The sequence below is a fragment of the Acinetobacter sp. N1-1 genome (assembly GCF_056711485.1).
Window position 1 is genome coordinate 724246 of record NZ_JBWXUO010000012.1, and the last position, 24590, is coordinate 748835.

The following is a 24590-nucleotide window of genomic DNA, read 5'->3' on the forward strand; positions in this document are numbered from 1 at the left end:
CCTTTTTTGTGTGCGATTTTAAAGTAACTGAAGCGTTTTAATTTCAGAAAATTCGATCATTCCTTGAATATCATTAAAAAGATTTTTAATGTGATCAGTTTTTAAATGTTTATCTAAGTCATTTTGATTTTGCCACTCTTCAATAAAAATAAATTCTTGTGGATTCTCTTTGTTGGTGTGTAGTGCGTATTTTATACAGCCTGCTTCTTTTAATGTTGGTTCAATCACTTGCATAAACAATGTCTGTAACTGTGTTTCATGACCTGCTTTGGCAATGAATGTTGCAATAATTGAAATATTCATGTGTATTTTCCTTTTAGAAGCCAGATAGAACAATTTTGCCTTTGGCTTTACCTGACTCAATGAGCTGATGTGCCTTTGTTAGATTATCAGCATTAATATGTCCTAGATTTTGACTCAGTGTTGTCCTAATTTTCTGCGTATCTACCAAGTGCGCTACATTTTGTAGAATTTCATGCTGTTTAGAAATATCTGTGGTATTAAACATTGAGCGTGTAAACATAAGCTCCCAATGTATGGAAGTTGATTTTGCTTTCAGTGGAATAATGTTTAATGAATCAGGGTCATCAATTAAACCGAGTTTGCCTTGAGGAGCTATAAGCTCTGCAATTTGTTCGATATAACTCGCACTATAGTTTGTAGAAAACACATATTTAGGTGCTTTCACTCCTAAATTATGAATTTGTTCCTGCAAGTTTTGGTGGTGATTAATGACATAATCTGCTCCTAATGATTTTACCCATTCATGTGTTTCTTCACGTGACGCTGTTGCAATGACTGTCAAATTTGTTTTTGCTTTTAAAAGTTGGATAGCGATTGAACCTACGCCACCTGCACCACCAATAATTAAAATACTTTCATTACATTGGCTTTCAATTTCGAAGCGGTCAAAGAGCATTTCCCATGCAGTAATGGCAGTTAAAGGGAGTGCAGCCGCTTCTGCTTGTGTAATTGATGTTGGTGCTAGACTAACGATTCGTTCATCTACAGCTTGTAATTCTGCATTGCTTCCTGCACGGGTTAAATCACCTGCATACCAGACTGTATCGCCTACTTTAAAGTTCTCAACAGCAGAGCCTATTTCAATAACTTCGCCAACGGCATCCCAGCCTAAAACTCTATTTTTATCTTGGATTGGAATATGATTTCTTCTGACTTTAGTGTCTACAGGGTTGACAGAAATCGCATGTACTTTGATGAGAAGGTCTTTGGTTTGAAGCGTTGGAGCCTCGATTTCGATATCGACCAAAGGATTTATAAAATCAGATTTTTTATCTTCTTTAAAAGAAATTGCTTTCATTGGGTACGTCCTACTTGTGTTGTAAGCGTAGTTTAATTTAGCATTCAAAATAATGTATACAAACGAATTTGTAATATAGTGTCAAAAAGGATACTTAGAGATGGGTAAGGCAAGGCATTCACGTTTTGATTGTACACCAGGATGTTCAGTTGAAGCTGCAATTGGATTATTAGATGGTAAATGGAAAAGTATTATTCTTTGGCATTTACTACAAGAAGATATTTTACGTTTTAATGAGCTTAGACGAAAAATTCCAAATGTCACTCAAAAAATGTTGACGAATCAATTGAGAGAGTTGGAGGAAGACGGTTTAATTTTGAGAAAGGTGTATGCGCAAGTACCACCTAAAGTTGAATATAGATTGTCAGATTTAGGATTAACTTTAAAACCGATTTTACTCGCACTGAAAGAATGGGGAGAAGATCATCTCGATCTCTATGGTAGAGCAAAACAAGTTTAATTGAAGCGTGGCATTTAAATGAATTTTAGATGCCTATAATTTAAAAAAATATGAAATAGATATCTGTATATAAGATATACGTAAAATAAATAAAATATTATTTAACATAAACTTATGGTTTTTAAAATTCTATGCAGAAATAAATTAGTCAAATATATTTGTATTATCATTTTTATGACTAAGCAAAGCTCTTTTTTTTAATTTTTATTTTGAGTCATTCATTCTAGTTTAAATAAAAATAATGAATGGTGACATGCAATGTTAAGTCTGATTTTTATTAAAGATCTGTATCGAATGTGCTGACCTACTTAAATTGTAAATCTGCTTTTATTTTAAATAGGTTAAATAATGAAAATACAAAAATCGTATATTTGGAATATTTTATTTGGTATTGGCTTGAGCTCATCGGTACTGCAAGGGTGTTCTTCTCACACTAAAACTACGACTAAAGAGGATACACAGCAATCACAGACATTGACAATTGGGTTTCAAAAATCTTCATTGAGTTCGATCGTGCTTCAAACAGAACAGAACTTACTGAAAAAAGAGTTTCCAAAAGTTAATGTACAGTGGCGTGAGTTTCCTGCGGGACCGCAATTATTAGAGGCCTTGTCGGCAGGTGCAATAGATATTGGTTCTGTTGGAAATACACCCCCAATATTTGCACAGGCAGGTAATAAAAATATTGTGTATGTCGGGTATGAAGACGTAAAGCCACAGTGGCAAGCGGTATTGGTTTCAGCCAACAGCGCAATTCAAAATATTGAGCAGCTTAAAGATAAAAAAGTTGCTGTTCAAAAAGGTTCAAGTGCACATGATCTTCTTGGCAGAGTATTAGAAAAGGCACATTTAAAATGGTCTGATATACAACCAGTATGGCTTGCTCCAGCAGATGCACGTGCAGCATTAGATAAAGGCTCAATAGATGCATGGGCGATTTGGGAACCATTTCTGACAGTCGCAGAAGTTGAAGGAAATGCAAGACCAATTATTGATGGTACTCAGTTTGAAAACACCTATAACTTTTTAATTAGTCGACCTGATTTTGTGAAAACCCATGCAAGTGAAGTAAAAAAAATTATTCAGGCTTCTAATGAAGCAGCACAATGGATTGTTGCACACCCTACTGAAACGAGAGCTTTATATCAGAATGCGATTAGTGTGAATGCAGATAGTGCACAGCGTGTTTTAGACAAACGATATAAGCCATCCCTGATGAAGCCGATGACGCAAGAGGTAATTGCAGCACAACAACAAATCGCAGATCGCTTTACAAAGGATCAAGTTATTCCTCAACACATTGATGTTAAAACAGCTGTTTGGCAGGGACAATAATATGAAAATTTTCTGGTTTATTCCAACACATGGCGACAGTCGTTATTTAGGCACAACAAAGGGTGCGAGACAAGTTGATCATGCATATATGAAGCAAATAGCGACAACTGTAGACAGTTTGGGATATGAAGGGGTACTTATTCCAACTGGACGCTCTTGTGAAGATCCTTGGGTTGTTGCGGCTAGTTTGATTGATGCAACAACGAATTTAAAATTTTTGGTTGCATTGCGTCCTAGTGTAACTAAACCTACTTTAGCAGCGAGAATGTCAGCAACATTTGATCGGCTTTCACAAGGTCGTATTCTTTTAAATTTAGTTACAGGTGGAGATGAGCAAGAGTTAAAAGGAGATGGTGTTTATGAAGACCATGCAACGCGTTATCAAACAGCAAATGAGTATGTGAAAATATGGCGTGAGATATTAACGCGTTCACATACGGGAGAAGATTTTACATTTCATGGTAAACGCTTGCATGTAGATCAGGCAAAACTGCTGTATCCACCTGTACAAAAGCCATATCCACCACTTTGGTTTGGTGGTTCATCGGATGTTGCCACAGATTTAGCAGCAGAACAGGTGGATACCTATTTAACATGGGGAGAACCGCCAGAGGCTGTCAGAGAAAAGTTAGAGGTTGTACGAAAAAAAGCAGCCACTAGAGGGCGAGTACTTAATTACGGAATTCGGCTACATGTCATTGTAAGAGAAACCAATGAAGAAGCATGGGCGGCGGCTGAACAATTAATACAATATGTCGACGATGAAACCATTGCAGCAGCACAGCATAAAATTTCTCGAATGGATTCTGTTGGACAACAACGTATGGCAGCGTTACATGGTGGTAAGAGGGATAAACTTGAGGTTTCACCCAATTTATGGGCAGGTATTGGATTGGTACGTGGCGGTGCTGGAACAGCACTTGTTGGAGATCCTGAAACGGTAGCAGCCAGAATTCAAGAATATGCCAGTCTGGGTATTGATACTTTTATTTTTTCAGGTTACCCGCACTTAGAAGAGTCCATTCGCTTCGCCGAGCTGGTCTTCCCTTTGTTGCCATTAGAAACTCAAAGAAAACTTGCACAACCTAATTTAACTGGACCTTTCGGTGAAATTATTGCCAATAGCTATACCCCCGATAAAAAGCATGTTCAGGAGTCGGTATGAGTGCATTATTAACTCGATTGAGAGGGAGCTTTTTGCAATGGATTGTGCCTGTTGTACTTATTTCTGTTTGGCAAATGGCATCATCTAAAGGCATTTTAAGCGCACAGATTTTACCTGCACCAAGTAGTGTGGTAACAGCTTTTTGGCATCTACTTTTAAGTGGTGAATTATGGCGAGATGTCAAAGTTAGTGCAGGCCGTGCTTTATTGGGTTTGATTGTTGGTGGTGGATTAGGTTTTGCTTTTGGACTTTTGAATGGCTCATCAAAAATTGCATCAACACTTTTTGATACAACGCTTCAAATGGTGCGAAATATTCCAGCTTTGGCACTGATTCCATTGGTTATTTTGTGGTTTGGGATTGATGAGTCTGCAAAGTTATTCCTTGTTGCTGTTGGGGTGTTTTTTCCAATTTATATTAATACATATCATGGAATACGAAGTGTTGATCCACAGCTTATTGAAATGGGAAAAAGCTATGGGTTAACACGTTGGCAGTTGTACCGTGAGATTATTTTACCTGGAGCAATGCCATCAATTTTAGTGGGTTTACGTTTTGCGCTAGGTTTGGTTTGGGTGCTTCTCATTGTGGCTGAAACAATATCTGCACAATCTGGTATTGGCTATATGACCATGAATGCACGAGAGTTTCTGCAAACAGACATCGTACTGGTTGGTATTTTACTTTATGCGTTATTAGGCAAATTGGCTGATGTGTTCGCTCAGGTATTAGAACGTTATTTGTTGCGCTGGCATTCAGGTTATCAAAATAAATAAAGGTAAATATTATGACAAATTTAAGTGCAACAAATTTTGATGAGTCAGTTGAATTTACGATTGAAAAAACACGTCAAAATACAGCAACATCGGGTGTTGAAATTCGCATTGAACAATTGCATAAATATTATGGCAAAGTCTCTGTTTTAGAAAATCTAAATTTAAATATTCATGCAGGTGAATTCATAGCTGTGGTTGGTCGCAGTGGTTGTGGAAAAAGTACCTTACTTCGATTAATTGCCGATTTAGAGGAAAGTAGTCAGGGTAATATTCATTTTTCTGCACATGGTGCGGTAAATAAAAATGATATACGCGTTATGTTTCAAGATCCACGCCTACTGCCTTGGCGTAGCATTATTAGTAATGTGAAGTTAGGGCTACCTAAGAATAAAGAGTCAGAGGCGCTAGCACTGCTGAATCGGGTCGGTTTAGATGATAAAGTCAATTTATGGCCAAGTCAGCTATCGGGTGGACAAAGACAACGTGCTGCGTTGGCACGAGCACTTCTACATCGTCCTAAAGTTTTATTACTAGATGAACCATTAGGTGCATTAGATGCTTTAACTCGTTTAGATATGCAGAATCTAATTGAGAAATTGTGGCTAGAACAGGGCTTTACAACGATACTGGTCACACATGATGTAAGTGAAGCTGTGCAGTTGGCAGATCGTATTATTTTGCTGAATCATGGTGAAATTGCAGAAACTTTTCATGTGAATTTACCAAGACCAAGACAAAAAACAGCTCAGTTTACAGTACTTGAGAAAAATATATTGCAAGCTGTTTTAGCCACTTAGTTAGATAGCATATAACGTTTCATTTTTGAAACGATATCTCTTGCAAATGGTGTTTTAGTTTCAGCTTTAGGTAAATACAATCATTTTCATATAGAGAGTTTCCTCATTGGTAGGAGTTGAAAATGAAAAAAGTTATTGGTGTTTATCGTAATGATCAAAAACATTGGGTAGGGGATGGCTTTCATGTTAGTACGTTATTTTCTTATGATAAGTTAGGGCAGACATTAAGCCCCTTTTTACTTCTAGACTATGCTGGAGAGCAATATGTTGAACCATCTGTAATACAAAAAGGGGTTGGTCAACATCCTCATCGTGGATTTGAGACAGTAACGATTGCCTACCAAGGAGAAGTCACACATAAAGACTCTAGAGGTGGTGGAGGTACGATTAAAGCAGGTGATGTGCAGTGGATGACGGCAGGCTCAGGTATTTTACATGAGGAGTTTCATTCAAAAGATTTCACTGAAAAAGGTGGAAACTTTGAAATGATTCAGCTATGGGTAAATTTACCAGCAAAAGATAAAATGACGTCAGGGCGATATCAGGCAATTACATCGGAAGATATTCCAATTATTTCACTGGATGAAAAAAATAGTTTTCTCCGTGTTATTGCTGGGGAATATAAAAATGTTACTGGTCCTGCACAGACATTTAGTCCTTTAAATGTATGGGATGTAAAATTAGCCAAAAATCAGAGTCATCGGTTTGAAGTACCTCTAGGGCATACAACTTTGGTTGTGATACGTAGGGGGGCTTTAAAGATAAATAATGTGCAGACTGTGCAAGATCAGACAGTCGTGATTCTAGAAAATAATGGTGAAACGGATTTTGACGTGATGGCATTGAGTGAAGAGCAGGCAGATTTTGTAATTTTAACAGGAGAGCCTTTAAATGAGCCTATTCAAGGTTATGGTCCATTTGTAATGAATACTCAAGCAGAGATTTTACAAGCATTTCAGGATTTTCGATCTGGTAACTTTTAATCTAAAAGTATATCGTATTATAAAAAATACCACCTGCAATAGGCAGGTGGTATTTTTTTATTTTTGGGGAATAACTTCTTGTTCTACGGTCATATCATAAATATACGCATATTCAGGTGTATTTGTTTGTGATTTGGTGTTGAAACGTTTTACACGAATAATTTTACGTAAGCCTGAGTCATGTTGGTAGCCTTGAATTTCGACAGGCAGAATTTGCCAACTTTGGTCGACTTGAGTTTGAATTCCCTGATCATCATATTTGACCTGTTTAACTTGTAAACACTCTTTATTATTTCCACTTGGGCAAGGTTTCTTGATAGGAGATATCTCTAAAAATACAACCTCACCAGTAGATTTATATTTTGCTTCAGGTTTTATTTTACCTTTGAAAATAAGTTTTTGTCCTGAAGTGTTTTCTAAGATAAGTAGAGGATGAGTAGGGTCTGCTATATTTATACTTACATTTAGTTGAGATTGGTTGAAGAATTGAAGTGCTTTATGTTCTTGTACCATCAGTTCAGATGGACATTGCATGCGAGTTGCTGCAAGTGGAGACGTATTTATTTGTTTTCCATCAAACTGCCATGTTCCCATGAGATTATTGCATCCTGTCGTAATAAAGATACGCTTTTGGGTATTTAAATCTAAAACAATAGGAGGCAGTTTTTCTGATGGTTGATAATTCCAAGTATAGTCAGAGAGAGTTTGTAGTAATTCAGGACTTTGTGTTTCTACAATCATAGCTTCATTCTTTTTTAAATGTGTGGGAAAACTTTGGCAAGCAGAAATTGCAAAAGGAAGTATTGCTAATAAGATGTATTTTTTATTCATAGTCATATCTCATCATAAATATATTTCATAGCCTAATAATTTTTTATTCATAGTACTGTTGTGTTTAGTCATATATTTGATGTAATTATTTAATCTAAAAATCACTGTTCAGAATTTTAAGCGCTTATTAAACGTTTACTTTATAATGTAATACTTCTTGGTAATAGTGTTTGATCTATGCAACGTGTCTTATTATATGCTGCAGGAATTTTGCTTGCTTTAGCTTGGCTTTCGCCATATCACTATATGCCTTGGTTAACTTTTTCAAGTGAGATGTTTACTTATGCAAGCCTTTTTTGTCTACTTGCGTTTTATTGGGATAAAGCATTAGAAGTTCATAAAATTCAATGGTTTTGGTTTTTAGTTACATTAATTCCTTTAGGACAATGGTGCTTTGGTATAGAGCTATATTTCAGTAAGGCATTATTATCATTTTGTTATTTATTTGGCTTTGGTGCATCTGCCGTTTTAGGAGTAAATTTAAGCCGAGAAGTTGGGTTAGAAAAAATATTAAAGTATTTTACTTCTATTACTTTTTATGTTGGCTTAATTACAGCAAGTATTGCTTTACTACAGACATTTGGTTTAGAAAAAAAACTATGGGGAGTTATGCATCTTATAGGTGCTCGACCTTATGCAAATTTTGCTCAGCCTAATAATATGGCGACTTTTCTGCTAATGAGCTTAATGGCATCATTCTACTTATTTGAAAAGAGAATGATACCTACATGGTTAAGTGTTATTGGTGGAATATTGATGCTCATTGTAATGACATGGAGCCAATCTAGAACCCCATGGATTGCATCATGTATTTTAACAGCATATATCTTGTTTAAACATCAAGCACAACAAGGATATCGTATAAATAAGAGGTACATTATTCTATGGCCTTGTATTTATCTCTTATGCTTAGCCCTTCTACCATCAGTTAATCATTTTTTAGTGAATGATGGTATTTCTCATGCAGATTTAGCAACTGTTACTGAGCGAGCAAGCACAGGGCATGCACGTTTAGGTATTTGGGCACAAATGCTTTATGCCATTCGTGAGCAGCCATGGTTTGGTTACGGTTGGAATCAAACGAGTATTGCACAAATTATGGGTGCAAATTTTATATCTCATGATGAACGAACCAATAGTGCACACAATATTGTTTTAGAACTACTTGTCTGGAATGGTGTAATACTTGGTTCTCTGATTATTGCTTACTTGATCTATTGGATTTTTAGACTCAATCAAGTTATAAAAACAAAAGAAACGCTGATTGCTGCATTAATGGTTATTCCTGTATTTGTTCACTCAATGCTTGAGTTTCCACAGAATTATGCATATTTTTTATTTCCAGTGGGGTTTCTTTTAGGACTAATACAATCTGAGATAAAAGAAAATAAGTATATTACACTTACATCTAATGTAAATACATGCATACTTGTTGCTGCAATCCTTCTGTATGGACTGATTTGGCGAGATTATAATAATGCTGTTCAGGCATTAGCTGAGAGTCGACAACATGCAGAGTCTGGAGTATTTAAGCAGCCAAAGAATAATATTATTCTTTTAACAGAATATCGTTGTCGTGTACATTGGTATTATTTAAATCGTTTCAGCTATGTAGATCAACAGCAGTTGAATGAAATTCGTAAAGTAGTTTTAGTATCACCAACGAACTATGATCTTTTAAAGTATGCGCAGTTATTAGCATTTAATGGTCAAACTCAGCAGGCTATACGACAATTATTATATATAGATGGATTGTACCATGTACGTTATAAGGATTCTCAGTTAGCATCAAGCCCTAAAGTAAGTAATGTAATTCATATCCCATATGATCAGTTACCTAGGCGACTATAAAAAAAGCTACCTTAAGGTAGCTTTTTTTATAGTAAGATCAGTATTATTTTTCAAGTTGACTTTGAATATAGTTTTCGATACCTACTTTTTCTGTTAGATCAACTTGCGTTTCAGCCCAATCAAAATACTCTTCTTCAGATTCTAATATTTCTTGTACTAAATCACGAGTTACATAATCTTGTTTTTCTTCAGCAAGTGCAACACAAGCAGTCAGTGCATCAATATTTTCTTTAACTTTGCGAATATCGCATTGTAGTACTTCAAGAGTATGTTGCCCAATATACAATTTGCCTAGGTGTTGTAGGTTAGGTAAACCTTCTAAAAATAAAATACGTGCAATAACTTTATCTGCATGTTTCATTTGGCGAATCGATTCTTTATATTCTGCAGAGCCAAGTTGTTCAATGCCCCAATCATTAAACATACGTGAATGAAGAAAATATTGATTAATTGCTGTTAAATGATGATATAAAACCTGATTTAATTGGTTGATGACATCACGATTGCCTTTCATGGTATTTAACTCCGCAAATAATTTATGCCCTAGAAAATGTCATAAGGCAATCAGTTACTGCATATGCTAAACAACAACTTACTCTAAAGCGAGTTGTTTTTTGAACAGCAAATGGAAATCATAATCAAAAACAATTATATAAGTAATATATACCAAAAAATAAACCCACTTATTTAGTGGGAGGAGGAAAGTTTAGCCATTTAAGATGGTTTATTTTTTATTTTTATCTTATTTAGGCAGCGACTGAAATACGAGCAGCAATTTCTGCAAGCTCTTCATTAATCATACTACGAGCTTCAGGCACACAACGCCCACAGCAAGTACCTAGATCTAATAAATCTCGAACTTCCCGAAAGCTTTCTGCACCATTTTCAACAGCATTTTTGATGTCTTGATCTGTAATACCACGGCACAAGCATACGTACATCAGCTATACCTACAAAATATTAAATACAATGTTGATATTAGTGATAACCATTATCGTTTGTCAAGGGAACTTATTAAATTTTAGATTAATTTTAATCGAAAATTTAGATAAAAAAACCACCATTATGGTGGTTTCTTCTAAGATGATGATCTTTATTCAATTATTGCAAAGCCATCCATTTCGACTAAAGCTCCTTTAGGGAGGCTAGCCACGCCCAATGCAGCACGAGCAGGGTATGGCTGTGCAAAATATTCTCCCATAATTTCATTTACAAGCTGAAAATGAGAAAGATCTGTGAGGTATATATTTAATTTTGCAATATCTGCTAAAGAACCATTTGCAGCAGTACAGACAGCTTTCACATTCTCAAAAACACGGCGAATTTGCGCCTCTATACCATCTACAAGAGTCATATTTTTAGGGTCTAAACCAATTTGTCCTGATAGGTATAATGTATTATTTACTAAAACTGCTTGAGAGTATGTACCTATGGCTTCAGGTGCATTTTGTGTATGGATAATTTGACGTGCCATTATTTTTTTCCTTAATTACTCTTTATCTTTTGTTTCTATTTGAATTGGTGCATCTTGTCTAATAATTCTAGGGAAACCAAAATGCATACGTAAATCTCGAATAACCTGTGCAATTTCTTGTCGATTATGTACCACTAAATTAACATAGGTCTTTTTCTTTTGTGTATGAACAGATTCAACACCTGTTTGAGCTTTACGACATTGATAAATTAAATCAGATATTGCCTCATCATCCATACTCATATGAATACATAAGAAAGCAGGAAAATTAACTTCGTCACTTTCATCTGTACGCCATTGTAACGACATAATGCTTTCAGGGTGTAGGTGTTGCTCATGCAATAGATTGTGACATCGTGTTCGATGCACAATAAGTCCTCTGCGTGAAAGATGCCCTTGTATTGGATCACCTAGTACAGGATTACAGCAATGTGCATACTTAACATCTACGCCTTCAGTACCTTGAATGAGACGGTGATGGGGAATGTCTTCCTCTGAAATATGATTGGCAAATAAATGATTGGCAACCAATTGAGGTAATAAATCACCAACAGCTATTTGCTCATACAGTGTTTCAGGAGCATTGACATGTCGCCACTCTAATAAGCTTTGCCAGTCTTCTTGCGACAATGAGGAAGTGGATTGATTGAATAGCTTAAATGCACGATCAAGGGCTTGTTGACCAATCACACGTTGTTCCTCTACATCTTGCTCTCGTAGCATATTTTGAATTGCTCTACGTGCTTTTTGCGTATTTACAAAACTGAGCCAATCTGGATTTGGTGTTGCAAGAACATCGGTAATCACTTCAATGACCTGACCATTGCTTAGTGGTGTAGATAAAGGCTTTGCTTCACCATCTACTTTTGCACCAATAGCATGATTACCCAAAAATAAGCTTGCTGAATAAGCGAAATCTACAATCGTTGCCCCTTGTGGTAACTCATGGAGTTGTCCATGCGGTGTATATACCCAAATTTTTTCTTGGTGAAGATAATCAAGTAGCTCATTAAAAGTTGTTTTTGCACATTCAATATCAATAAGTGTATTTAAATTTTTCATAGATGCTTGAATTGCAGAGCGTGCTGCTTGAGGTGCATTTTCACCTAGAATAACGCCAAACCGTGCAGCTTTTTGCATGAGCTCAGTTTGAATCGTGACAGATAATGCTGTTTTTTCACCTTTAAGCTTCATCATTAAAGACTGATTACCACCAGGTAAGGGGCGACGAATATGGTCTTTAAACTGGAGTACTTTAAAGTTTTCACCTAAGATTTCAACTAGTCGATCGCAGTCTGCAATAGTTTCTAAAACAATATCAAAGTTATGACTACGGGTGAGTTCTTGCAGATTGATATCATTTTTTAAAAAGTGACGTAGCAATTCAATATTATTATTTTTTTTCTTAATTGTGCCTTTAATCTTATTTTCTGCAAGCAGTTGATGTAAATTATTTTCCCAAACTTGTTGATATTCACAACGCTGTGGTCGAGTTTTCTGAAGCGCATCTTGAACTTTATTAAATAGGTCTAAGTCAAGGTTCTGATAACATAAGTATTCTAGGTTATCAGCCATTTCATTCATACCGACAATACGTGCCATAGGTACAAAAACATCATAAGTTTCTTGAGCAATACGCGCACGTTTATCAGGGCGAAGTGCTTCCAAAGTTGTCATATTATGATAGCGATCTGCGAGTTTAATAATAATGACACGAGGGTCTTGCAGTGTTGCTTGTAAAATTTTTCTAAAAGATGCAGCTTTATTAAAGTCTTTATCACTTGAGTGAGTGAGTTTAGTTACCCCATCTACAAGTTCTGCGACAGTTTTTCCAAACTTCTCAGTAATTTCTTCTTTTGTAAACTCGGTATCTTCGATTACATCATGGAGTAATGAAGCCATGAGTGTTTCACTGTCCAAGCGCATATGCGCTAAAATACAGCTCACTGCAATAGGGTGAAGAATATAGGGTTCGCCACTTTTACGTGTTACACCACTGTGTGCTAAATCGGCAAAGTCACATGCAGCCAATACACTTTCGACATCATATTCTTTTAAATAGACATCTATAATTCTTTTAAGCTGTTGCTTGGCTTGACTGACATCTTCGCCTGGCATAAAAACACCCTTACGTTAAGTGACAAGAGATAAATATATACCTTCTAATGAAAAGCATTCTGTTGCACTTGTCAAATTTTATGTGAATAAAAATGAGGAAAATTTCAATCATTGTTATCTTTTTAAACAATAATGCATAAAAAGTATTCAATAAAAAAGCCTAGTTAAATGAACTAGGCTTTCTCAGCAAAATGAAACTTAAAAAGAGAAGTTCTCAATGTTTAAGTTATTTGCAGAAAGTGCAAGATCAAGGTTTGACGCTTGATAGTCTTGCTCACGTTGTTTTAAAATGTCTTTGCTTACGTGACCCACGGCAATTTCACGTAATGCAACAACTGTTGATTTGTCGTTGTCCCACTCAACAGTAGGTTCCATACCTTGACGTGACAATTGGCGCGCACGTTTACTCGCCACAAGAACTAACTCAAAGCGGTTATCTACATGGTCTAAACAATCTTCAACGGTTACGCGTGCCATAACATATCTCTTATATCAGTTAAAATTAACCAGACTGCGAAGTATAAAATGCTTTGAACACAGACTCAAGTTTTAATCAATTTCTGTATGCAATAATCTTGTAATTAAATCTTTATGTCTTTGTGCTTGTTGATCCATGACTAGACGATTAGCATTAATAACAGATTCTAAGTCATGAAGTGCTTTGTTAAAGTCATCATTAATAATAACGTAGTCAAAATTTACGTACTGATGCATATCTTCAACTGCACAACTTAATCGATGTTCGATCACGTCAACTGCATCTGTCCCACGGTTTGATAAGCGTTGGCGTAAATCGAATTGGCTAGGTGGTAAAATGAAAATTTGTTTTGACTCAGGGAACAGTTTTCGTACTTGCTCTGCACCTTGCCAATCAATTTCTAATAGTACGTCATGTCCTTGTTTAAGTTGTTTTCGAACCGTTTCTTGTGATGTGCCGTAGTAGTTCCCGAATACCTCTGCGTATTCAATAAAACCACCTTGTTTTACTTGTTCTTTGAAGGTGTCTTTTGAAGTAAAATGGTAGTGAACACCATCAAGTTCACCATCTCTTTGACCACGTGTAGTATGAGAAACGGAAACATGGAGATTGGTTACACGTTCGAGCAAGGCTTTAACCAGGGAAGTTTTGCCAGTTCCTGACGCAGCAGAAACGACAAACAATAGACCTGACATGATATTTTTCCTGATATGATAAAATATCTTCTCTATTTTAAAGTAGACTGTACATAAACTGAATAGTTTATTTGAATAGACGTGCGTTTAAATGCAAAAAAATAGTAATTTCAAGTGTAATTGAGGAATTTATGGAAATTGTACTGGCTAATCCACGAGGTTTTTGTGCAGGCGTAGATCGAGCCATTGCGATCGTCAATCGTGCACTTGAATGTTTTAATCCTCCAATTTATGTACGTCATGAAGTTGTACATAATAAATTTGTTGTGGATGACTTGAGGCAACGAGGGGCTGTTTTTGTAGATGAACTTGATGAAGTGCCTGATGATAATATTGTGATATTTAGTGCGCATGGTGTATCTAAAGCTGTGCAAGACGAGGCAAAACGTCGAGGGTTAAAAGTTTTTGATGCGACGTGTCCTTTAGTGACCAAGGTTCATATTGAAGTTACGAAATATGCAAGAGAAGGTCGGGAAGCTATTTTAATTGGTCACCATGGTCATCCTGAGGTTGAGGGAACAATGGGACAATATGACCTGACATATGGTGGTCATATTTATTTGGTAGAAGATGAAAACGATGTTGAAAAGCTAGAAGTTTTAAATCCTGAATATTTGGCATTTGTAACACAAACGACGCTTTCTATAGATGATACGGCCAAAGTGATTGATGCGTTAAGAAGTAAGTTTCCTGAAATTAAGGGTCCTCGTAAAGATGATATTTGTTATGCAACACAGAATAGACAAGATGCTGTCCGTGATTTAGCACAGCAATGCGATATTGTCTTGGTGGTTGGCTCACCAAATTCCTCTAACTCAAATCGTTTGCGAGAGCTTGCGGAGCGTATGGGGAAAACAGCATTCTTGGTAGATAATGCTGATCAGTTAGATCGTGAGTGGTTTACTAATAAGTTAAAAGTTGGTGTTACAGCGGGTGCTTCTGCGCCTGAAATTTTAATTAAGCAAGTTATTCAGCGTTTAAAAGATTGGGGGGCTATTACAGCAAATGAACTGGACGGCCGTGCGGAAAATATTACATTTAGTTTGCCAAAAGAACTTCGTATACAAGTTGTACAAGCCTAAATGATGCTTTAAGATATAAAACTTAATTATTTATTGTTTGCCATGTCTATTTGCATGGCACTATTTTTATACTTTGTATGATTTATTTTAAATGGGGGTTACTGGTATGCGGCCAGTAAAAGGTTTTACTTTAATTGAACTCATGGTCACCATAGCGGTACTCGCTGTTATTGCAACAATAGCAGTCCCTTCTTTTTCGAATATGATTTTGCGTCAAAATTTGAATAGTAGTGTATCTAGTTTAACAGCGACTTTTGCAAATGCACGGGCGAAAGCTGCTTTAGAGCGCCGTAATATTACAGTGACATTGGTGACTCAGCCCCAAAAAGATCAAGATGCAATATTATATTGGTCACCAAGTGGTAGTGTCATTCAAAAAACTACGATTACTTCAGTTGTATTTCGCCCTGATGGAATTGTTCAAGACCCTTCTAATAACAAAACAATAGGGAGTAGTGGTCTGCCTATTACTTTCTGTGATCAGGCACAAGCCTCTGCTAAATATGCAAGAACAATAACATTAAATATTTTAGGAAGTATTCAGGACACTGGAATACAAAATAATGTGGGGTGCCAATAATGAGAACATATCAAACTGGCGTCGGACTTATGGAAGTGCTTGTTGCACTGTTTGTACTTGCAATAGGCGTACTTGGGTTCATTGCTTTGCAATATAGAGCAGTTGAAGCAAGTAGTGAAGCTTCAAATCGTATTATAGCAACCAATATAGCTCGAGATATTGCTGAAAAAATTAGAATGAATAATTCAGATTCTGCTTTAAATATATATAAGCAGATGGGAAGTTTAAGCACAAGCACTACAAAGACTTGTTATACAACATTTTGTACAGATGTAGAGAAAGCAAATTCAGATATTAAAGAAACGCAGGATTATGCGACTCGATTGGATATGCGTGTTGCAATTATTGATTGCCCTCAAACAGGAAATAACAGGCAGTGTATTTACGTGGCTTGGGGAAAAACAGATCCTGTGGATACCACGGCATCTATAAGTAGCCATATTGCATGTACGAAAAGTGAGAGTGGTCAGTTTAAATATAATGATGATTCTACCTGTCTTGTGATGGAGGCATATTAATGATGTATTCATCACACAATAAAGGTTTTACACTCGTTGAATTAATGGTTGCATTGGCTCTTGGCTTGGTAGTTGTTGCAGCAGGTACAGCATTGTTTTTATCTGCACAGAAAAGTTATACCTCACAACAGGCGGTTGCACAGATACAAGATAATGCAAACTTTGGTTTGAGCTATATTGTTAAAAATCTTAGAAGAAGTACGGCTACTAGTGGCGTAATCTTCAATAATGATGGTACAGGGACTTCCTATGCTTCAACAGGTTCGAATGTAAGCATAGGCAGTGACCAATTGACAATTCAATATACACCCACAAGCGACCAGTTTAAGAATGGATCACTGTTTGACTGCCAAGGAAATGAAATATCACAGGGTAGTGCTGTTTACGAGCGTTATTTCGTTCGTAGTGGAGGTGGCTTAGCTTGTAAGGCTGCTCGTAGTAATGGAAGTGCATTAAGTGGTGATGGTACTTTGATTATACCAACTGCAGATTATTTTCATGTATTACTTGTGGCACAGTCTGCTAGTACAACTAAGCTAATGGATAGTAGTATTCAGAATTATCCTGCTGGTACAAAAGTGGTTGGTTTTAAACTAGGGTTGATTGTACGTTCTGAGCAATCTGTTAGTGCAGACTCATTTGTTGATGACTCACGGACAATAACAGTATTAGATAAAGATGTTCAATTAAAAGATGATGTTAAAAAGTCTTCTCAGCGCTTTTTAAGAGAGGTTTTTATACAATCTGTTGCCTTTAGAAATGGGGTAGGGAATTGATATGTATTATAAAATTAATGCTCAACGTGGCGCAACGCTCATAGTTATTTTAATTTTACTGTTGCTGGTGACAATTATTGGAACACTTGCTGTACGGCATAGTATGACATCGTTAAATATTGCAACAAATTCTCAGGCACAACAGCTTATGTTTCAGAATACGCAGTCTTACTTGCTGAAATTGACAAGCTCTCAAGCAGATCAGCAAAAAATAAATGCCAGTGTATTTGGGATGGTTGGTTTTGCAACGCAAACTGAAAATATTGGGCATGAAGTTGCCTACTGTTATGATAAAACAATGTCGCAATTATTTGATGTTAATCGTGTTGCTGTAAATACAAATACTACAGATGGTATAGATTCAGCCACGGCGCTCATGATGACAAGACCTTCTACGACGACAACGGGATTTTGTAATCCTACTAACAATAGTAATTATAGTAGTGGAAGAAATGCTGTAATGACACAAGTCTATGTGAAAGCTACACAAAGTAGTTCAGGTATTTTTTCTAACTTTGTTGAAGGAACAGATCATCCATCTGTAAGTACACCTGTACCTGTTCGTGTACATGTTATTTCTGTCATTCCAGGGTTATCTGAAAATAGTGATCAAATTAATAAGTGCTTTAGTAAATTTCCCGCAGAGCAAATTGATAGTATCGCGACAGGTACGGTCACTGATTGTTTAAAAAAATTGAATATTCCATTTAATTCTCAAGTTGCAGATTATCAGCAACAAAATGATTTATCTTAATGAGAGAGTGAAAATATGAATTCTAGAATATTTCGTAAAAATATGCTTGTAAGTAGTATTTTGCTTTCTTGTTTTGGATTGCCAAATATATATGCTGCAAATAATGAGAATGATGTATATAAAACGCCTACCCAAGGCAATACATCGCTCTTAATGATGTTGGATAGTTCCAATGGAATGGATGAGGTAGGGAGTGGATCTAAACCACAAAGATCCATTAAAAACGACTACCCTAACAATAATTGTACCAAGGGTTCGGATGTTATTAAAGAGGTGCCAGCACGTACACTGAATACTTGGTATAATACATCTAGTTTTATTTATGGTATGCCTTATTGTTTAATAGATGGCTCCAAAGCTTTATCTAAAGATAATGTTGCTTATAGTCGAATGGATAGAATGAAAGTGGCTATGACATTATTATTAGGTAGTACAAATACATCAGATAAAATTATTATGGGGTTGGGCCAGTTTTCCACACAAACAAAGAGCTACTATTATAATAGCTCATCTAATAAGTATGATTATATTAGCTTCTCAAGTTTGTATCAGGCTGCGACTAATAACTTAAGTCCTGATTCAGTACGTAAAGAGGGTAATGACGTTTCTGCAAAGGTTGTAATACCTGCAGTTGCATTAGATTCGAGTCAACGTAACAAAATGAGCTCTGTTGTTGCAGAGATGGGGAGTGGAGGGAAAGCACCTCTAGCGGGAGCTTTGGCAGAAGCAGGTGCCTACATGTTAGGAACCTCTACTCAAGATAATAGTGGTAATGCACCTAAAGTTTCAAGTGCTCCAGATTCTAGTGTCTTACCATTCTGGTATGCTAAGGAAGGATCGAAAATTTGTTTAGTAACAAAAAATCCTCCTTGGTATAGTTATAATAGTTATTGGACTCAAAGTAATAACTATTATAGTTGTTCACAAGCGGCTTTTAGTTACTATGACTATAGTTATAGTGGTTTTGATGATTCTGTTCAATCTGCCAAAGAGCTTGATACAAATCCTAATAGAGCTAATCAGTATAGATATAAAACTCCTGTTAAAAGTGATACACAGCAGTGCAATGCAAATGGTATTTTTTTAGTAACAAATAGTGCACCTACAGAAACACCAGCATCTGTTGCTGTGCAGCTGATGCAGAATGCATTAGGAGATTCAAATTTTACATGTTCCTCTAGTTCTAATACAGGTATTCAAGCTATTGGCAGTGGAAAAACAGACTTTGGCTGGAGCTGTATGGCTAAGTTTGCTCAAGAGTTGAATAAGAGAAGAATTAAAGTTGCTGTTGCAGGTTATGGTAATAGTTTTACTCCATATTTAACAGATGGTATGTCAAGTATTAGAGAGCTGGAGGATGGTAAGCAAAGGACTATATATAATTGTGATGCGTTAAAGGCTGATACTAACTATATTTATAATGGTCAAACTTATAAGGTGAGTCAAAGTAATTTACAGGATGTAAAGAATGCTTGTTATTTGGGTAATTTTTTGAATGGTTATGGTGAGGGGGGGTTTTATCCAATATTAAGTTCAGATAATTTAAGTAATGCTGTACAAGGTTTTATTTCAACTTTAGATACAAGTATTCCATCTACAGGTGCAGCAACACCAACAGTCCCTTATGATACATTAAATAATACACAACAACTCTCTTCTGTCTATTATGCACAGTTTCAACCAGATATTAGAAGTGGTCAAAACGTTGGTATTTGGTTAGGTAACATCAAAAAATATTGGATAGATAGTGATGGAAAATATAAAGATAAAAATAGTAACTCTTTAGTAGACTCAAGTGGTAATTTTGTAAGTACGCAAGATTACTGGAACACAAGTGGTAGTAATGACGATGCAAATGTTCAAAAAGGGGGAGCCCTTTCCCAGTTACCTGTAAAGCAAAGAAGTATCTACAGAGAAAGTACATTAAATAATAAGGTAACCCAATTAACGGCTAAAAGTTTACAGGCGATAGCAAATGACACAAGCAAAACACGTGCTGAGCGGTTAACGAGTAAATATTTACTTAATTTAATGGGATACTCTCTATCTGTTGAAACTACAGATAGTCAAACAGTTGCGAGTGTAACAGATACTCAATTATCACAAAGCACAGCATTACGACAAATAGGTGCATCATTACATTCAAGTCCAGTATTTTTTACGACAGAAGCGAAGCTTTGTTCAACATCAACGAGTAATACTGCTTGTGTAAATTCAACTACACAACAAAAAAATAATTATTATGACCGAAAAGACTTTATTCTTTTTGGTACCATGCAAGGCTTAATTCAGGTTGTAAATGCAAATACTGGCGTCGAAGCATTTTCATTTTTGCCCGATGCAATAGTAAATAGCCAGCAAAATGGATTCCTTGCAAAATCGTTACAAACAGGCTCAGGATATACGACCTTATATCAAGGGATGGATGCACCATGGAGTGTATATACAAACTATACATCAAATAGTGTAGATCAATCTATAAAAGCCTCTACGCTAAATGTCTATGGAGGTATGCGTCGTGGTGGAAACAACTATTATGGTCTAGATTTAGCTACAAACAATGATAGTGGTTTTACACCAAAAAGATTGTTTACTATAGCGCCATCAGGTACTTGTAGTACCTCTAATCCTTTAGGTTGTATGGGGCAAAGCTGGTCTAAACCAGCAATTGGTTGGATTAAGTGGAAAGGTAAGCCTCAGCTCGTCATGATTGTTGGTGGGGGGTATGATCCTCAATTTGATGATAAAGACTATAAAGTATCCACTGCTACCAAAGGTAATGGGGTTTATATTTTTGCAGCTAAGGATAGCGATACTGACTCGACTGTCAAAGCGGGTAATTTACTCTGGTGGGCAAGTAGTAGCGCAACTGATGTGACTACAGGTACGAATATGCCGTATGCAAAAAATAATACAGATTTAAAATATAGTGTTGTAAGTGAAATAAAAACTGTAGATCGAGATTCAGATGGCTTTATAGATAATCTTTATTTTGGCGATTTGGGTGGTCAAATTTTTCGTATAGATATTAATAACTCTAGTTCAAGTACAACAAATAGCATGGTTGCTTCCCATGTGACTAGGATTGCAAATTTCGCAGTATCTGGCAGTGTTGCTCCTAAGTTTTATAATATGCCAACATTCACAGTACATAGTAAGGGTGCATTAACTGGAGTATCTGATAATGCTAATTATTATGGTGTATTAAGTATAGGCTCAGGCGATGTAAGCTCACCTAGTTTATTCGCTACACAAGGCATTACAGATAAAATATATGGATTATTTGATAGGGATGTGGGAAGAAGTGATCTTTATACTTCAGATAACTTACAGGCAGTGATTACGCTGAGTAATTTGAAAAAATTGGCGGATTCTGATACGCAGTCAAATAATTTCTTCACAGCAGTTAAACAGTCTTCAGGATGGTATGATGAATTAACGGGATCGGGCTACTCCTCATCTAGCAGTGATACGACAAGTTTGGTTACAAATCAGACACGCTATAAAGTATTAAATGGTTCTTCAGCCTTAAAAAATACATTATTTATGTCTTATTACGATGCTGCCGATAGTGGTTCTTCTGGGGCTTGCCAAGCGGGTATTAAAGGTCGTACATATTTGAAAACGTATTGTCTACCATTTGGAAAGATGAATGCATCGGGTAGTTCTATTTGTAGTACAAATGGTGCGGGTAGTAGTACAGGAAGAACCTATTCTGCTGGTGCAGGTGTTGACTTGGGCTCAGGTATGCAGCCTTTAGTTGTGAATGGCTATCAATCAAATGGCTCAAATACTATTGGACCAATAACATCAAATTCTAGTAGTCAAGCTGCTCAGTATAGTACGAGCCTTAAGTTTGTGAGTAAAACTTGGTATGAAGAGTAATATGATGGAAAAAAAATATTACTCTAAAAATAAAGGTTTTACTCTTCTAGAACTTATGGTTGTGGTTGTGGTTGTTGCAATATGTGCAGCAATTGCAATACCAAGCTATCAAAGCTATTTAAGGCGAACCAATGAGAGTAGAGCTATGCAAGAAATGCAACGTATAGCAGTACTCTTAGAGCGTTATAAGGCACGTAATTTTAGCTACCAAGGGTTTTCAGTAAACCCTAATACTATTACTGGATATACGATTAATGTAAAAGATCAATCAGGAAGCGATCTTGGTGCTTCAAATTGGGCAGTTCAAGCTAAAGTAGCTAATGGAGACTCTCAGCAGTACTCTTTATTACTTACAAGTGGTGGATTACGCTGTAAGAATAAAGCAAGTAGCAATGTGACATTTAAGACATGTGATACAGGGAGCGAAAATTGGTAATGCAAATACAAAAAGGTTTTACGCTTATTGAGTTAATGATTGCTATAGCTATTGTGGCTATATTAACAGCAATAGCTTATCCATCATATACAAACTATGTTGTTAAAACAAACAGGGTTGATGCTCAAAGTGAACTCACACGACTTGCTGGGCGTTTACAGTCTTACAAAATTGTAAATCGTACCTATGCAAATGCAACGGTAGCAAATATTGGTGGGTCTGCGAGTTATCCTGCACAAGGAACAGCGAATTATACAATTGCGCTTACTTTAGATGCAGATAATCGTGGATATACTTTAACAGCGACACCAACATCAGGTCGGCAAAATGGTGATGGTATTATTTGTTTAAATCAAGATGGCTGGAAATATTGGGCTAAAGGTCAAGGAACATGTAGTTTAACTGCAACATCTACATGGAATTAGGCTTAAATAAATTCAAATTTGTGAATAACTCAAAAATTGACCTTTCCCTTCTGGCGAATATATCGTAAAATGTTCGCCTTTTTAGGTTCAGCCGAATCTAAAAAGTTTTATTAACATGTGAGAGTATTAACATGGTCGTAATTCGTCTAGCACGCGGTGGTGCTAAAAAACGTCCGTTCTATCAAGTGATCATTACAGATAGCCGTAATGCACGTGACGGTCGTTTCATCGAACGTATTGGTTTCTTTAACCCAACTGCTCAAGGTCAAGCGGAAAAACTTCGTTTAGACGTTGATCGCTATGCACACTGGGTTGCTCAAGGTGCTCAACCATCTGAGCGTGTTGCTGCATTAGCTGTTCAAGCTAAAAAAGCTGCAACTGCTGCATAATTTGTAGTAGGTATAGCCCATGAAACCAACTCAGAATGTACCCGAAGATCGTATTCAGATTGGACAGTTACGTTCAGCATATGGACTTAATGGGTGGCTGTGGGTGTATTCAAATACAGAACCCATGAGCAACATATTTGACTATCTTCCTTGGTTTGTAGAAACCAAAGCTGGTTGGCAAATAGTGAATGTAAAACGTTGGAAGCCACATGGCAAAGGCTTGGTTGTTGCGCTAAAAGATGTGAGTGATCGCACATTAGCGGAGAGTTTAGTCGGTGCTAATATTTGGATTTCAAAATCGCAACTTCCAAAAGCAGGTGTAGATGAATATTACTGGTCTGACTTAAAAGGTCTTACAGTAATGAGTCTGAATGAAGAGGAACAAGATGTAAATCTTGGTCAAATTCATGAACTGTTTGAGACAGGGGCAAATGATGTAATGGTGGTTCACGCTACACCTGACAGCATTGACTCCGAAGAGCGAATGATTCCGTGGCATAAAGACGTTGTACAAGCCGTTGATCTTGAAGCTGGTCGTATTTATGTCAACTGGGGCATAGATTATTAATCCATATTTTTGGATGAGTCACAGCAGGAAATAGAGGAGAGTCTGCGGTGTTTTTTGCAGTCATTACGCTTTTTCCTGAGATGTTTGAAGCGATTACAGCCTACGGTATTAGCGGGCGTGCGGTAAAACGCGATATTGTGCAAATACATTGCATTAATCCTCGTGATTTTGCTGAGGGAAACTACAAAAGAGTGGATGAACGTCCATTTGGTGGTGGCCCTGGTATGGTGATGATGGCAGAGCCTTTGGCAAAAGCAATTCATCATGCAAAACAACTTGCTTCGCAAGCAGGATGTACACGTGTTCCTGTGGTGTATATGTCTCCACAAGGGAAAACCCTTCATGAAAATGAAGTGCATGACCTGATTGAATATGACGGTATGATTGTACTTTGTGGTCGTTATGAGGGCATTGATGAGCGCCTTATTCAGCAATATGTCGACCAAGAGTGGTCTATTGGTGATTATGTTCTCTCTGGTGGTGAACTCCCTGCAATGGTGTTGTTAGATACATTGATTCGAAGATTACCGAATACAATGTCTGATGAACAATCTGCGGTGCAGGACTCTTTTGTGGATGGTCTTTTAGATTGCCCACAATATACAAAGCCCGATCACTTTGAAGGTTTGTCTGTACCTGATGTATTAAAATCAGGGCATCATGGCAATATTGAAAAGTGGCGCTTTTTGCAAAGGTATCAACGCACACTAGATCGCCGACCTGAGTTGGTTGAAAAAGTTGAGTTGAGTCCACAGCAAAAGAAGTGGCTAAAAGATTTAAAAGCTTAAGTGTTTTAAGCGATTTGAGATAGGCTCTTTATTGTTATATCCAACAATAAAGGGGAAGATAACCGGGTCAATATGCGTGAAAGCCTCTATTCCCAGCGGTCGTAA

Annotated in this window: 27 protein-coding genes; 18 read left to right on the plus strand and 9 right to left on the minus strand. The window is 36.7% G+C overall.

The window, feature by feature from the left end; genetic code table 11:
- Positions 1-18 precede the first annotated feature (18 nt).
- Both AC1MPL_RS03610 and AC1MPL_RS03615 read right to left on the minus strand, forming a co-directional pair.
- Positions 19-303, minus strand: a complete 285-nt coding sequence (locus AC1MPL_RS03610; protein ID WP_479764304.1) for a putative quinol monooxygenase — start codon at positions 301-303, stop codon at positions 19-21.
- 13 nt (positions 304-316) lie between these two features.
- Positions 317-1321: a zinc-binding alcohol dehydrogenase family protein gene (locus AC1MPL_RS03615; RefSeq protein WP_479764306.1), complete on the minus strand. Its 1005-nt coding sequence runs from the start codon at positions 1319-1321 to the stop codon at positions 317-319.
- A 100-nt stretch (positions 1322-1421) separates the two neighbouring features.
- Here AC1MPL_RS03615 and AC1MPL_RS03620 point away from each other — a divergent pair, with 100 nt between their 5' ends.
- The 6 genes from AC1MPL_RS03620 (at position 1422) to AC1MPL_RS03645 (ending at position 6837) form a co-directional block, all read left to right on the plus strand.
- Positions 1422-1781: a winged helix-turn-helix transcriptional regulator gene (locus AC1MPL_RS03620; RefSeq protein ID WP_479764308.1), complete on the plus strand. Its 360-nt coding sequence runs from the start codon at positions 1422-1424 to the stop codon at positions 1779-1781.
- Positions 1782-2129: 348 nt separating this feature from the next.
- The gene (locus tag AC1MPL_RS03625) at positions 2130-3116 is read left to right on the plus strand and encodes an aliphatic sulfonate ABC transporter substrate-binding protein (protein ID WP_479764310.1); all 987 of its coding nucleotides are present in this window, start codon (positions 2130-2132) and stop codon (positions 3114-3116) included.
- A gap of 1 nt (position 3117) precedes the next feature.
- Complete coding sequence (gene ssuD, locus AC1MPL_RS03630) at positions 3118-4281, plus strand: FMNH2-dependent alkanesulfonate monooxygenase (protein ID WP_479764312.1); 1164 nt, start codon at positions 3118-3120, stop codon at positions 4279-4281.
- On the plus strand, positions 4278-5057 hold the full coding sequence (ssuC, locus tag AC1MPL_RS03635) for an aliphatic sulfonate ABC transporter permease SsuC (RefSeq protein WP_479764313.1): 780 nt from the start codon (positions 4278-4280) through the stop codon (positions 5055-5057). The genes ssuD and ssuC overlap by 4 nt, the downstream gene beginning before the upstream one ends.
- 11 nt (positions 5058-5068) lie before the next feature.
- Entirely contained in the window at positions 5069-5854 is a 786-nt protein-coding gene (locus AC1MPL_RS03640; RefSeq protein ID WP_479764314.1) for an ABC transporter ATP-binding protein, read from the plus strand.
- Positions 5855-5976: 122 nt separating this feature from the next.
- Complete coding sequence (locus tag AC1MPL_RS03645) at positions 5977-6837, plus strand: pirin family protein (protein ID WP_479764316.1); 861 nt, start codon at positions 5977-5979, stop codon at positions 6835-6837.
- 57 nt (positions 6838-6894) lie between these two features.
- Here the strand turns inward: AC1MPL_RS03645 and AC1MPL_RS03650 are convergent, their stop codons facing one another.
- Positions 6895-7668, minus strand: coding sequence for an META domain-containing protein (locus AC1MPL_RS03650; protein WP_479764318.1), 774 nt, complete (start codon positions 7666-7668; stop codon positions 6895-6897).
- Between the two features lie 177 nt (positions 7669-7845).
- On the opposite strand from AC1MPL_RS03650, the gene AC1MPL_RS03655 reads away from it, so the two are divergent.
- Positions 7846-9519 (plus strand): PglL family O-oligosaccharyltransferase, encoded by a 1674-nt coding sequence (locus tag AC1MPL_RS03655; protein ID WP_479764320.1) that lies wholly within the window; start codon positions 7846-7848, stop codon positions 9517-9519.
- A gap of 43 nt (positions 9520-9562) precedes the next feature.
- On the opposite strand, the gene bfr is transcribed toward AC1MPL_RS03655, so the two are convergent.
- The 6 genes from bfr to gmk form a co-directional block, all read right to left on the minus strand.
- Complete coding sequence (gene bfr, locus AC1MPL_RS03660; protein WP_479764321.1) at positions 9563-10033, minus strand: heteropolymeric bacterioferritin subunit Bfr; 471 nt, start codon at positions 10031-10033, stop codon at positions 9563-9565.
- 232 nt (positions 10034-10265) lie between these two features.
- Positions 10266-10460, minus strand: coding sequence for a bacterioferritin-associated ferredoxin (locus AC1MPL_RS03665; RefSeq protein ID WP_479764323.1), 195 nt, complete (start codon positions 10458-10460; stop codon positions 10266-10268).
- Between the two features lie 152 nt (positions 10461-10612).
- Positions 10613-10993: a RidA family protein gene (locus AC1MPL_RS03670; protein WP_479764324.1), complete on the minus strand. Its 381-nt coding sequence runs from the start codon at positions 10991-10993 to the stop codon at positions 10613-10615.
- Between the two features lie 15 nt (positions 10994-11008).
- A complete protein-coding gene (locus AC1MPL_RS03675; protein WP_479764326.1) occupies positions 11009-13111 on the minus strand; it encodes a RelA/SpoT family protein in 2103 nt (700 codons plus the stop codon).
- A gap of 198 nt (positions 13112-13309) precedes the next feature.
- The gene (rpoZ, locus tag AC1MPL_RS03680; protein WP_479764328.1) at positions 13310-13588 is read right to left on the minus strand and encodes a DNA-directed RNA polymerase subunit omega; all 279 of its coding nucleotides are present in this window, start codon (positions 13586-13588) and stop codon (positions 13310-13312) included.
- Positions 13589-13660: 72 nt separating this feature from the next.
- Positions 13661-14284, minus strand: a complete 624-nt coding sequence (gene gmk, locus AC1MPL_RS03685) for a guanylate kinase (protein ID WP_479764330.1) — start codon at positions 14282-14284, stop codon at positions 13661-13663.
- A gap of 131 nt (positions 14285-14415) precedes the next feature.
- Between gmk and ispH the strand changes: the two genes are divergently transcribed.
- From ispH to trmD, 11 genes are all read left to right on the plus strand, one after another.
- Positions 14416-15366, plus strand: a complete 951-nt coding sequence (gene ispH, locus AC1MPL_RS03690; protein WP_479764332.1) for a 4-hydroxy-3-methylbut-2-enyl diphosphate reductase — start codon at positions 14416-14418, stop codon at positions 15364-15366.
- 106 nt (positions 15367-15472) lie between these two features.
- Positions 15473-15946 (plus strand): pilus assembly FimT family protein, encoded by a 474-nt coding sequence (locus AC1MPL_RS03695; protein ID WP_479764333.1) that lies wholly within the window; start codon positions 15473-15475, stop codon positions 15944-15946.
- Entirely contained in the window at positions 15946-16464 is a 519-nt protein-coding gene (pilV, locus tag AC1MPL_RS03700; protein ID WP_479764335.1) for a type IV pilus modification protein PilV, read from the plus strand. The genes AC1MPL_RS03695 and pilV overlap by 1 nt, the downstream gene beginning before the upstream one ends.
- Positions 16464-17240 (plus strand): prepilin-type N-terminal cleavage/methylation domain-containing protein, encoded by a 777-nt coding sequence (locus AC1MPL_RS03705; protein WP_479764336.1) that lies wholly within the window; start codon positions 16464-16466, stop codon positions 17238-17240. Before pilV ends, AC1MPL_RS03705 begins: the two co-directional genes overlap by 1 nt.
- A 1-nt stretch (position 17241) precedes the next feature.
- Positions 17242-17994: a hypothetical protein gene (locus AC1MPL_RS03710; protein ID WP_479764338.1), complete on the plus strand. Its 753-nt coding sequence runs from the start codon at positions 17242-17244 to the stop codon at positions 17992-17994.
- A 15-nt stretch (positions 17995-18009) separates the two neighbouring features.
- Positions 18010-21879: a pilus assembly protein gene (locus AC1MPL_RS03715; RefSeq protein WP_479764340.1), complete on the plus strand. Its 3870-nt coding sequence runs from the start codon at positions 18010-18012 to the stop codon at positions 21877-21879.
- 1 nt (position 21880) lies between these two features.
- Positions 21881-22315 carry a type IV pilin protein gene (locus tag AC1MPL_RS03720; RefSeq protein WP_479764341.1) on the plus strand — a complete coding sequence of 145 codons (435 nt, stop codon included), beginning with the start codon at positions 21881-21883 and terminating at the stop codon, positions 22313-22315.
- A complete protein-coding gene (locus AC1MPL_RS03725) occupies positions 22315-22740 on the plus strand; it encodes a type IV pilin protein (protein ID WP_479764342.1) in 426 nt (141 codons plus the stop codon). The genes AC1MPL_RS03720 and AC1MPL_RS03725 overlap by 1 nt, the downstream gene beginning before the upstream one ends.
- Before the next feature lie 131 nt (positions 22741-22871).
- Positions 22872-23129, plus strand: a complete 258-nt coding sequence (gene rpsP, locus AC1MPL_RS03730; RefSeq protein WP_023273470.1) for a 30S ribosomal protein S16 — start codon at positions 22872-22874, stop codon at positions 23127-23129.
- A 19-nt stretch (positions 23130-23148) separates the two neighbouring features.
- Positions 23149-23697 (plus strand): ribosome maturation factor RimM, encoded by a 549-nt coding sequence (gene rimM / locus AC1MPL_RS03735; protein ID WP_479764344.1) that lies wholly within the window; start codon positions 23149-23151, stop codon positions 23695-23697.
- Between the two features lie 47 nt (positions 23698-23744).
- On the plus strand, positions 23745-24485 hold the full coding sequence (gene trmD, locus AC1MPL_RS03740) for a tRNA (guanosine(37)-N1)-methyltransferase TrmD (protein WP_023273468.1): 741 nt from the start codon (positions 23745-23747) through the stop codon (positions 24483-24485).
- Positions 24486-24590 lie beyond the last annotated feature (105 nt).

What these genes read in the sequence shown, in the direction of transcription:
- AC1MPL_RS03715 (WP_479764340.1), top strand. Translation starts at nt 18,010, where the DNA reads ATGAATTCTAGAATATTTCGTAAAAATATGCTTGTAAGTAGTATTTTG.
- AC1MPL_RS03710 (WP_479764338.1), top strand. Translation starts at nt 17,242, where the DNA reads ATGTATTATAAAATTAATGCTCAACGTGGCGCAACGCTCATAGTTATT.
- ssuD (WP_479764312.1), top strand. Translation starts at nt 3,118, where the DNA reads ATGAAAATTTTCTGGTTTATTCCAACACATGGCGACAGTCGTTATTTA.
- AC1MPL_RS03620 (WP_479764308.1), top strand. Translation starts at nt 1,422, where the DNA reads ATGGGTAAGGCAAGGCATTCACGTTTTGATTGTACACCAGGATGTTCA.
- bfr (WP_479764321.1), bottom strand. Translation starts at nt 10,033, where the DNA reads ATGAAAGGCAATCGTGATGTCATCAACCAATTAAATCAGGTTTTATAT.
- AC1MPL_RS03650 (WP_479764318.1), bottom strand. Translation starts at nt 7,668, where the DNA reads ATGAATAAAAAATACATCTTATTAGCAATACTTCCTTTTGCAATTTCT.
- rimM (WP_479764344.1), top strand. Translation starts at nt 23,149, where the DNA reads ATGAAACCAACTCAGAATGTACCCGAAGATCGTATTCAGATTGGACAG.
- ispH (WP_479764332.1), top strand. Translation starts at nt 14,416, where the DNA reads ATGGAAATTGTACTGGCTAATCCACGAGGTTTTTGTGCAGGCGTAGAT.
- AC1MPL_RS03720 (WP_479764341.1), top strand. Translation starts at nt 21,881, where the DNA reads ATGATGGAAAAAAAATATTACTCTAAAAATAAAGGTTTTACTCTTCTA.
- rpoZ (WP_479764328.1), bottom strand. Translation starts at nt 13,588, where the DNA reads ATGGCACGCGTAACCGTTGAAGATTGTTTAGACCATGTAGATAACCGC.
- AC1MPL_RS03615 (WP_479764306.1), bottom strand. Translation starts at nt 1,321, where the DNA reads ATGAAAGCAATTTCTTTTAAAGAAGATAAAAAATCTGATTTTATAAAT.
- AC1MPL_RS03705 (WP_479764336.1), top strand. Translation starts at nt 16,464, where the DNA reads ATGATGTATTCATCACACAATAAAGGTTTTACACTCGTTGAATTAATG.
- gmk (WP_479764330.1), bottom strand. Translation starts at nt 14,284, where the DNA reads ATGTCAGGTCTATTGTTTGTCGTTTCTGCTGCGTCAGGAACTGGCAAA.
- AC1MPL_RS03645 (WP_479764316.1), top strand. Translation starts at nt 5,977, where the DNA reads ATGAAAAAAGTTATTGGTGTTTATCGTAATGATCAAAAACATTGGGTA.
- AC1MPL_RS03665 (WP_479764323.1), bottom strand. Translation starts at nt 10,460, where the DNA reads ATGTACGTATGCTTGTGCCGTGGTATTACAGATCAAGACATCAAAAAT.
- ssuC (WP_479764313.1), top strand. Translation starts at nt 4,278, where the DNA reads ATGAGTGCATTATTAACTCGATTGAGAGGGAGCTTTTTGCAATGGATT.
- AC1MPL_RS03670 (WP_479764324.1), bottom strand. Translation starts at nt 10,993, where the DNA reads ATGGCACGTCAAATTATCCATACACAAAATGCACCTGAAGCCATAGGT.
- AC1MPL_RS03695 (WP_479764333.1), top strand. Translation starts at nt 15,473, where the DNA reads ATGCGGCCAGTAAAAGGTTTTACTTTAATTGAACTCATGGTCACCATA.
- AC1MPL_RS03725 (WP_479764342.1), top strand. Translation starts at nt 22,315, where the DNA reads ATGCAAATACAAAAAGGTTTTACGCTTATTGAGTTAATGATTGCTATA.
- AC1MPL_RS03625 (WP_479764310.1), top strand. Translation starts at nt 2,130, where the DNA reads ATGAAAATACAAAAATCGTATATTTGGAATATTTTATTTGGTATTGGC.
- AC1MPL_RS03655 (WP_479764320.1), top strand. Translation starts at nt 7,846, where the DNA reads ATGCAACGTGTCTTATTATATGCTGCAGGAATTTTGCTTGCTTTAGCT.
- rpsP (WP_023273470.1), top strand. Translation starts at nt 22,872, where the DNA reads ATGGTCGTAATTCGTCTAGCACGCGGTGGTGCTAAAAAACGTCCGTTC.
- AC1MPL_RS03610 (WP_479764304.1), bottom strand. Translation starts at nt 303, where the DNA reads ATGAATATTTCAATTATTGCAACATTCATTGCCAAAGCAGGTCATGAA.
- pilV (WP_479764335.1), top strand. Translation starts at nt 15,946, where the DNA reads ATGAGAACATATCAAACTGGCGTCGGACTTATGGAAGTGCTTGTTGCA.
- AC1MPL_RS03675 (WP_479764326.1), bottom strand. Translation starts at nt 13,111, where the DNA reads ATGCCAGGCGAAGATGTCAGTCAAGCCAAGCAACAGCTTAAAAGAATT.
- AC1MPL_RS03640 (WP_479764314.1), top strand. Translation starts at nt 5,069, where the DNA reads ATGACAAATTTAAGTGCAACAAATTTTGATGAGTCAGTTGAATTTACG.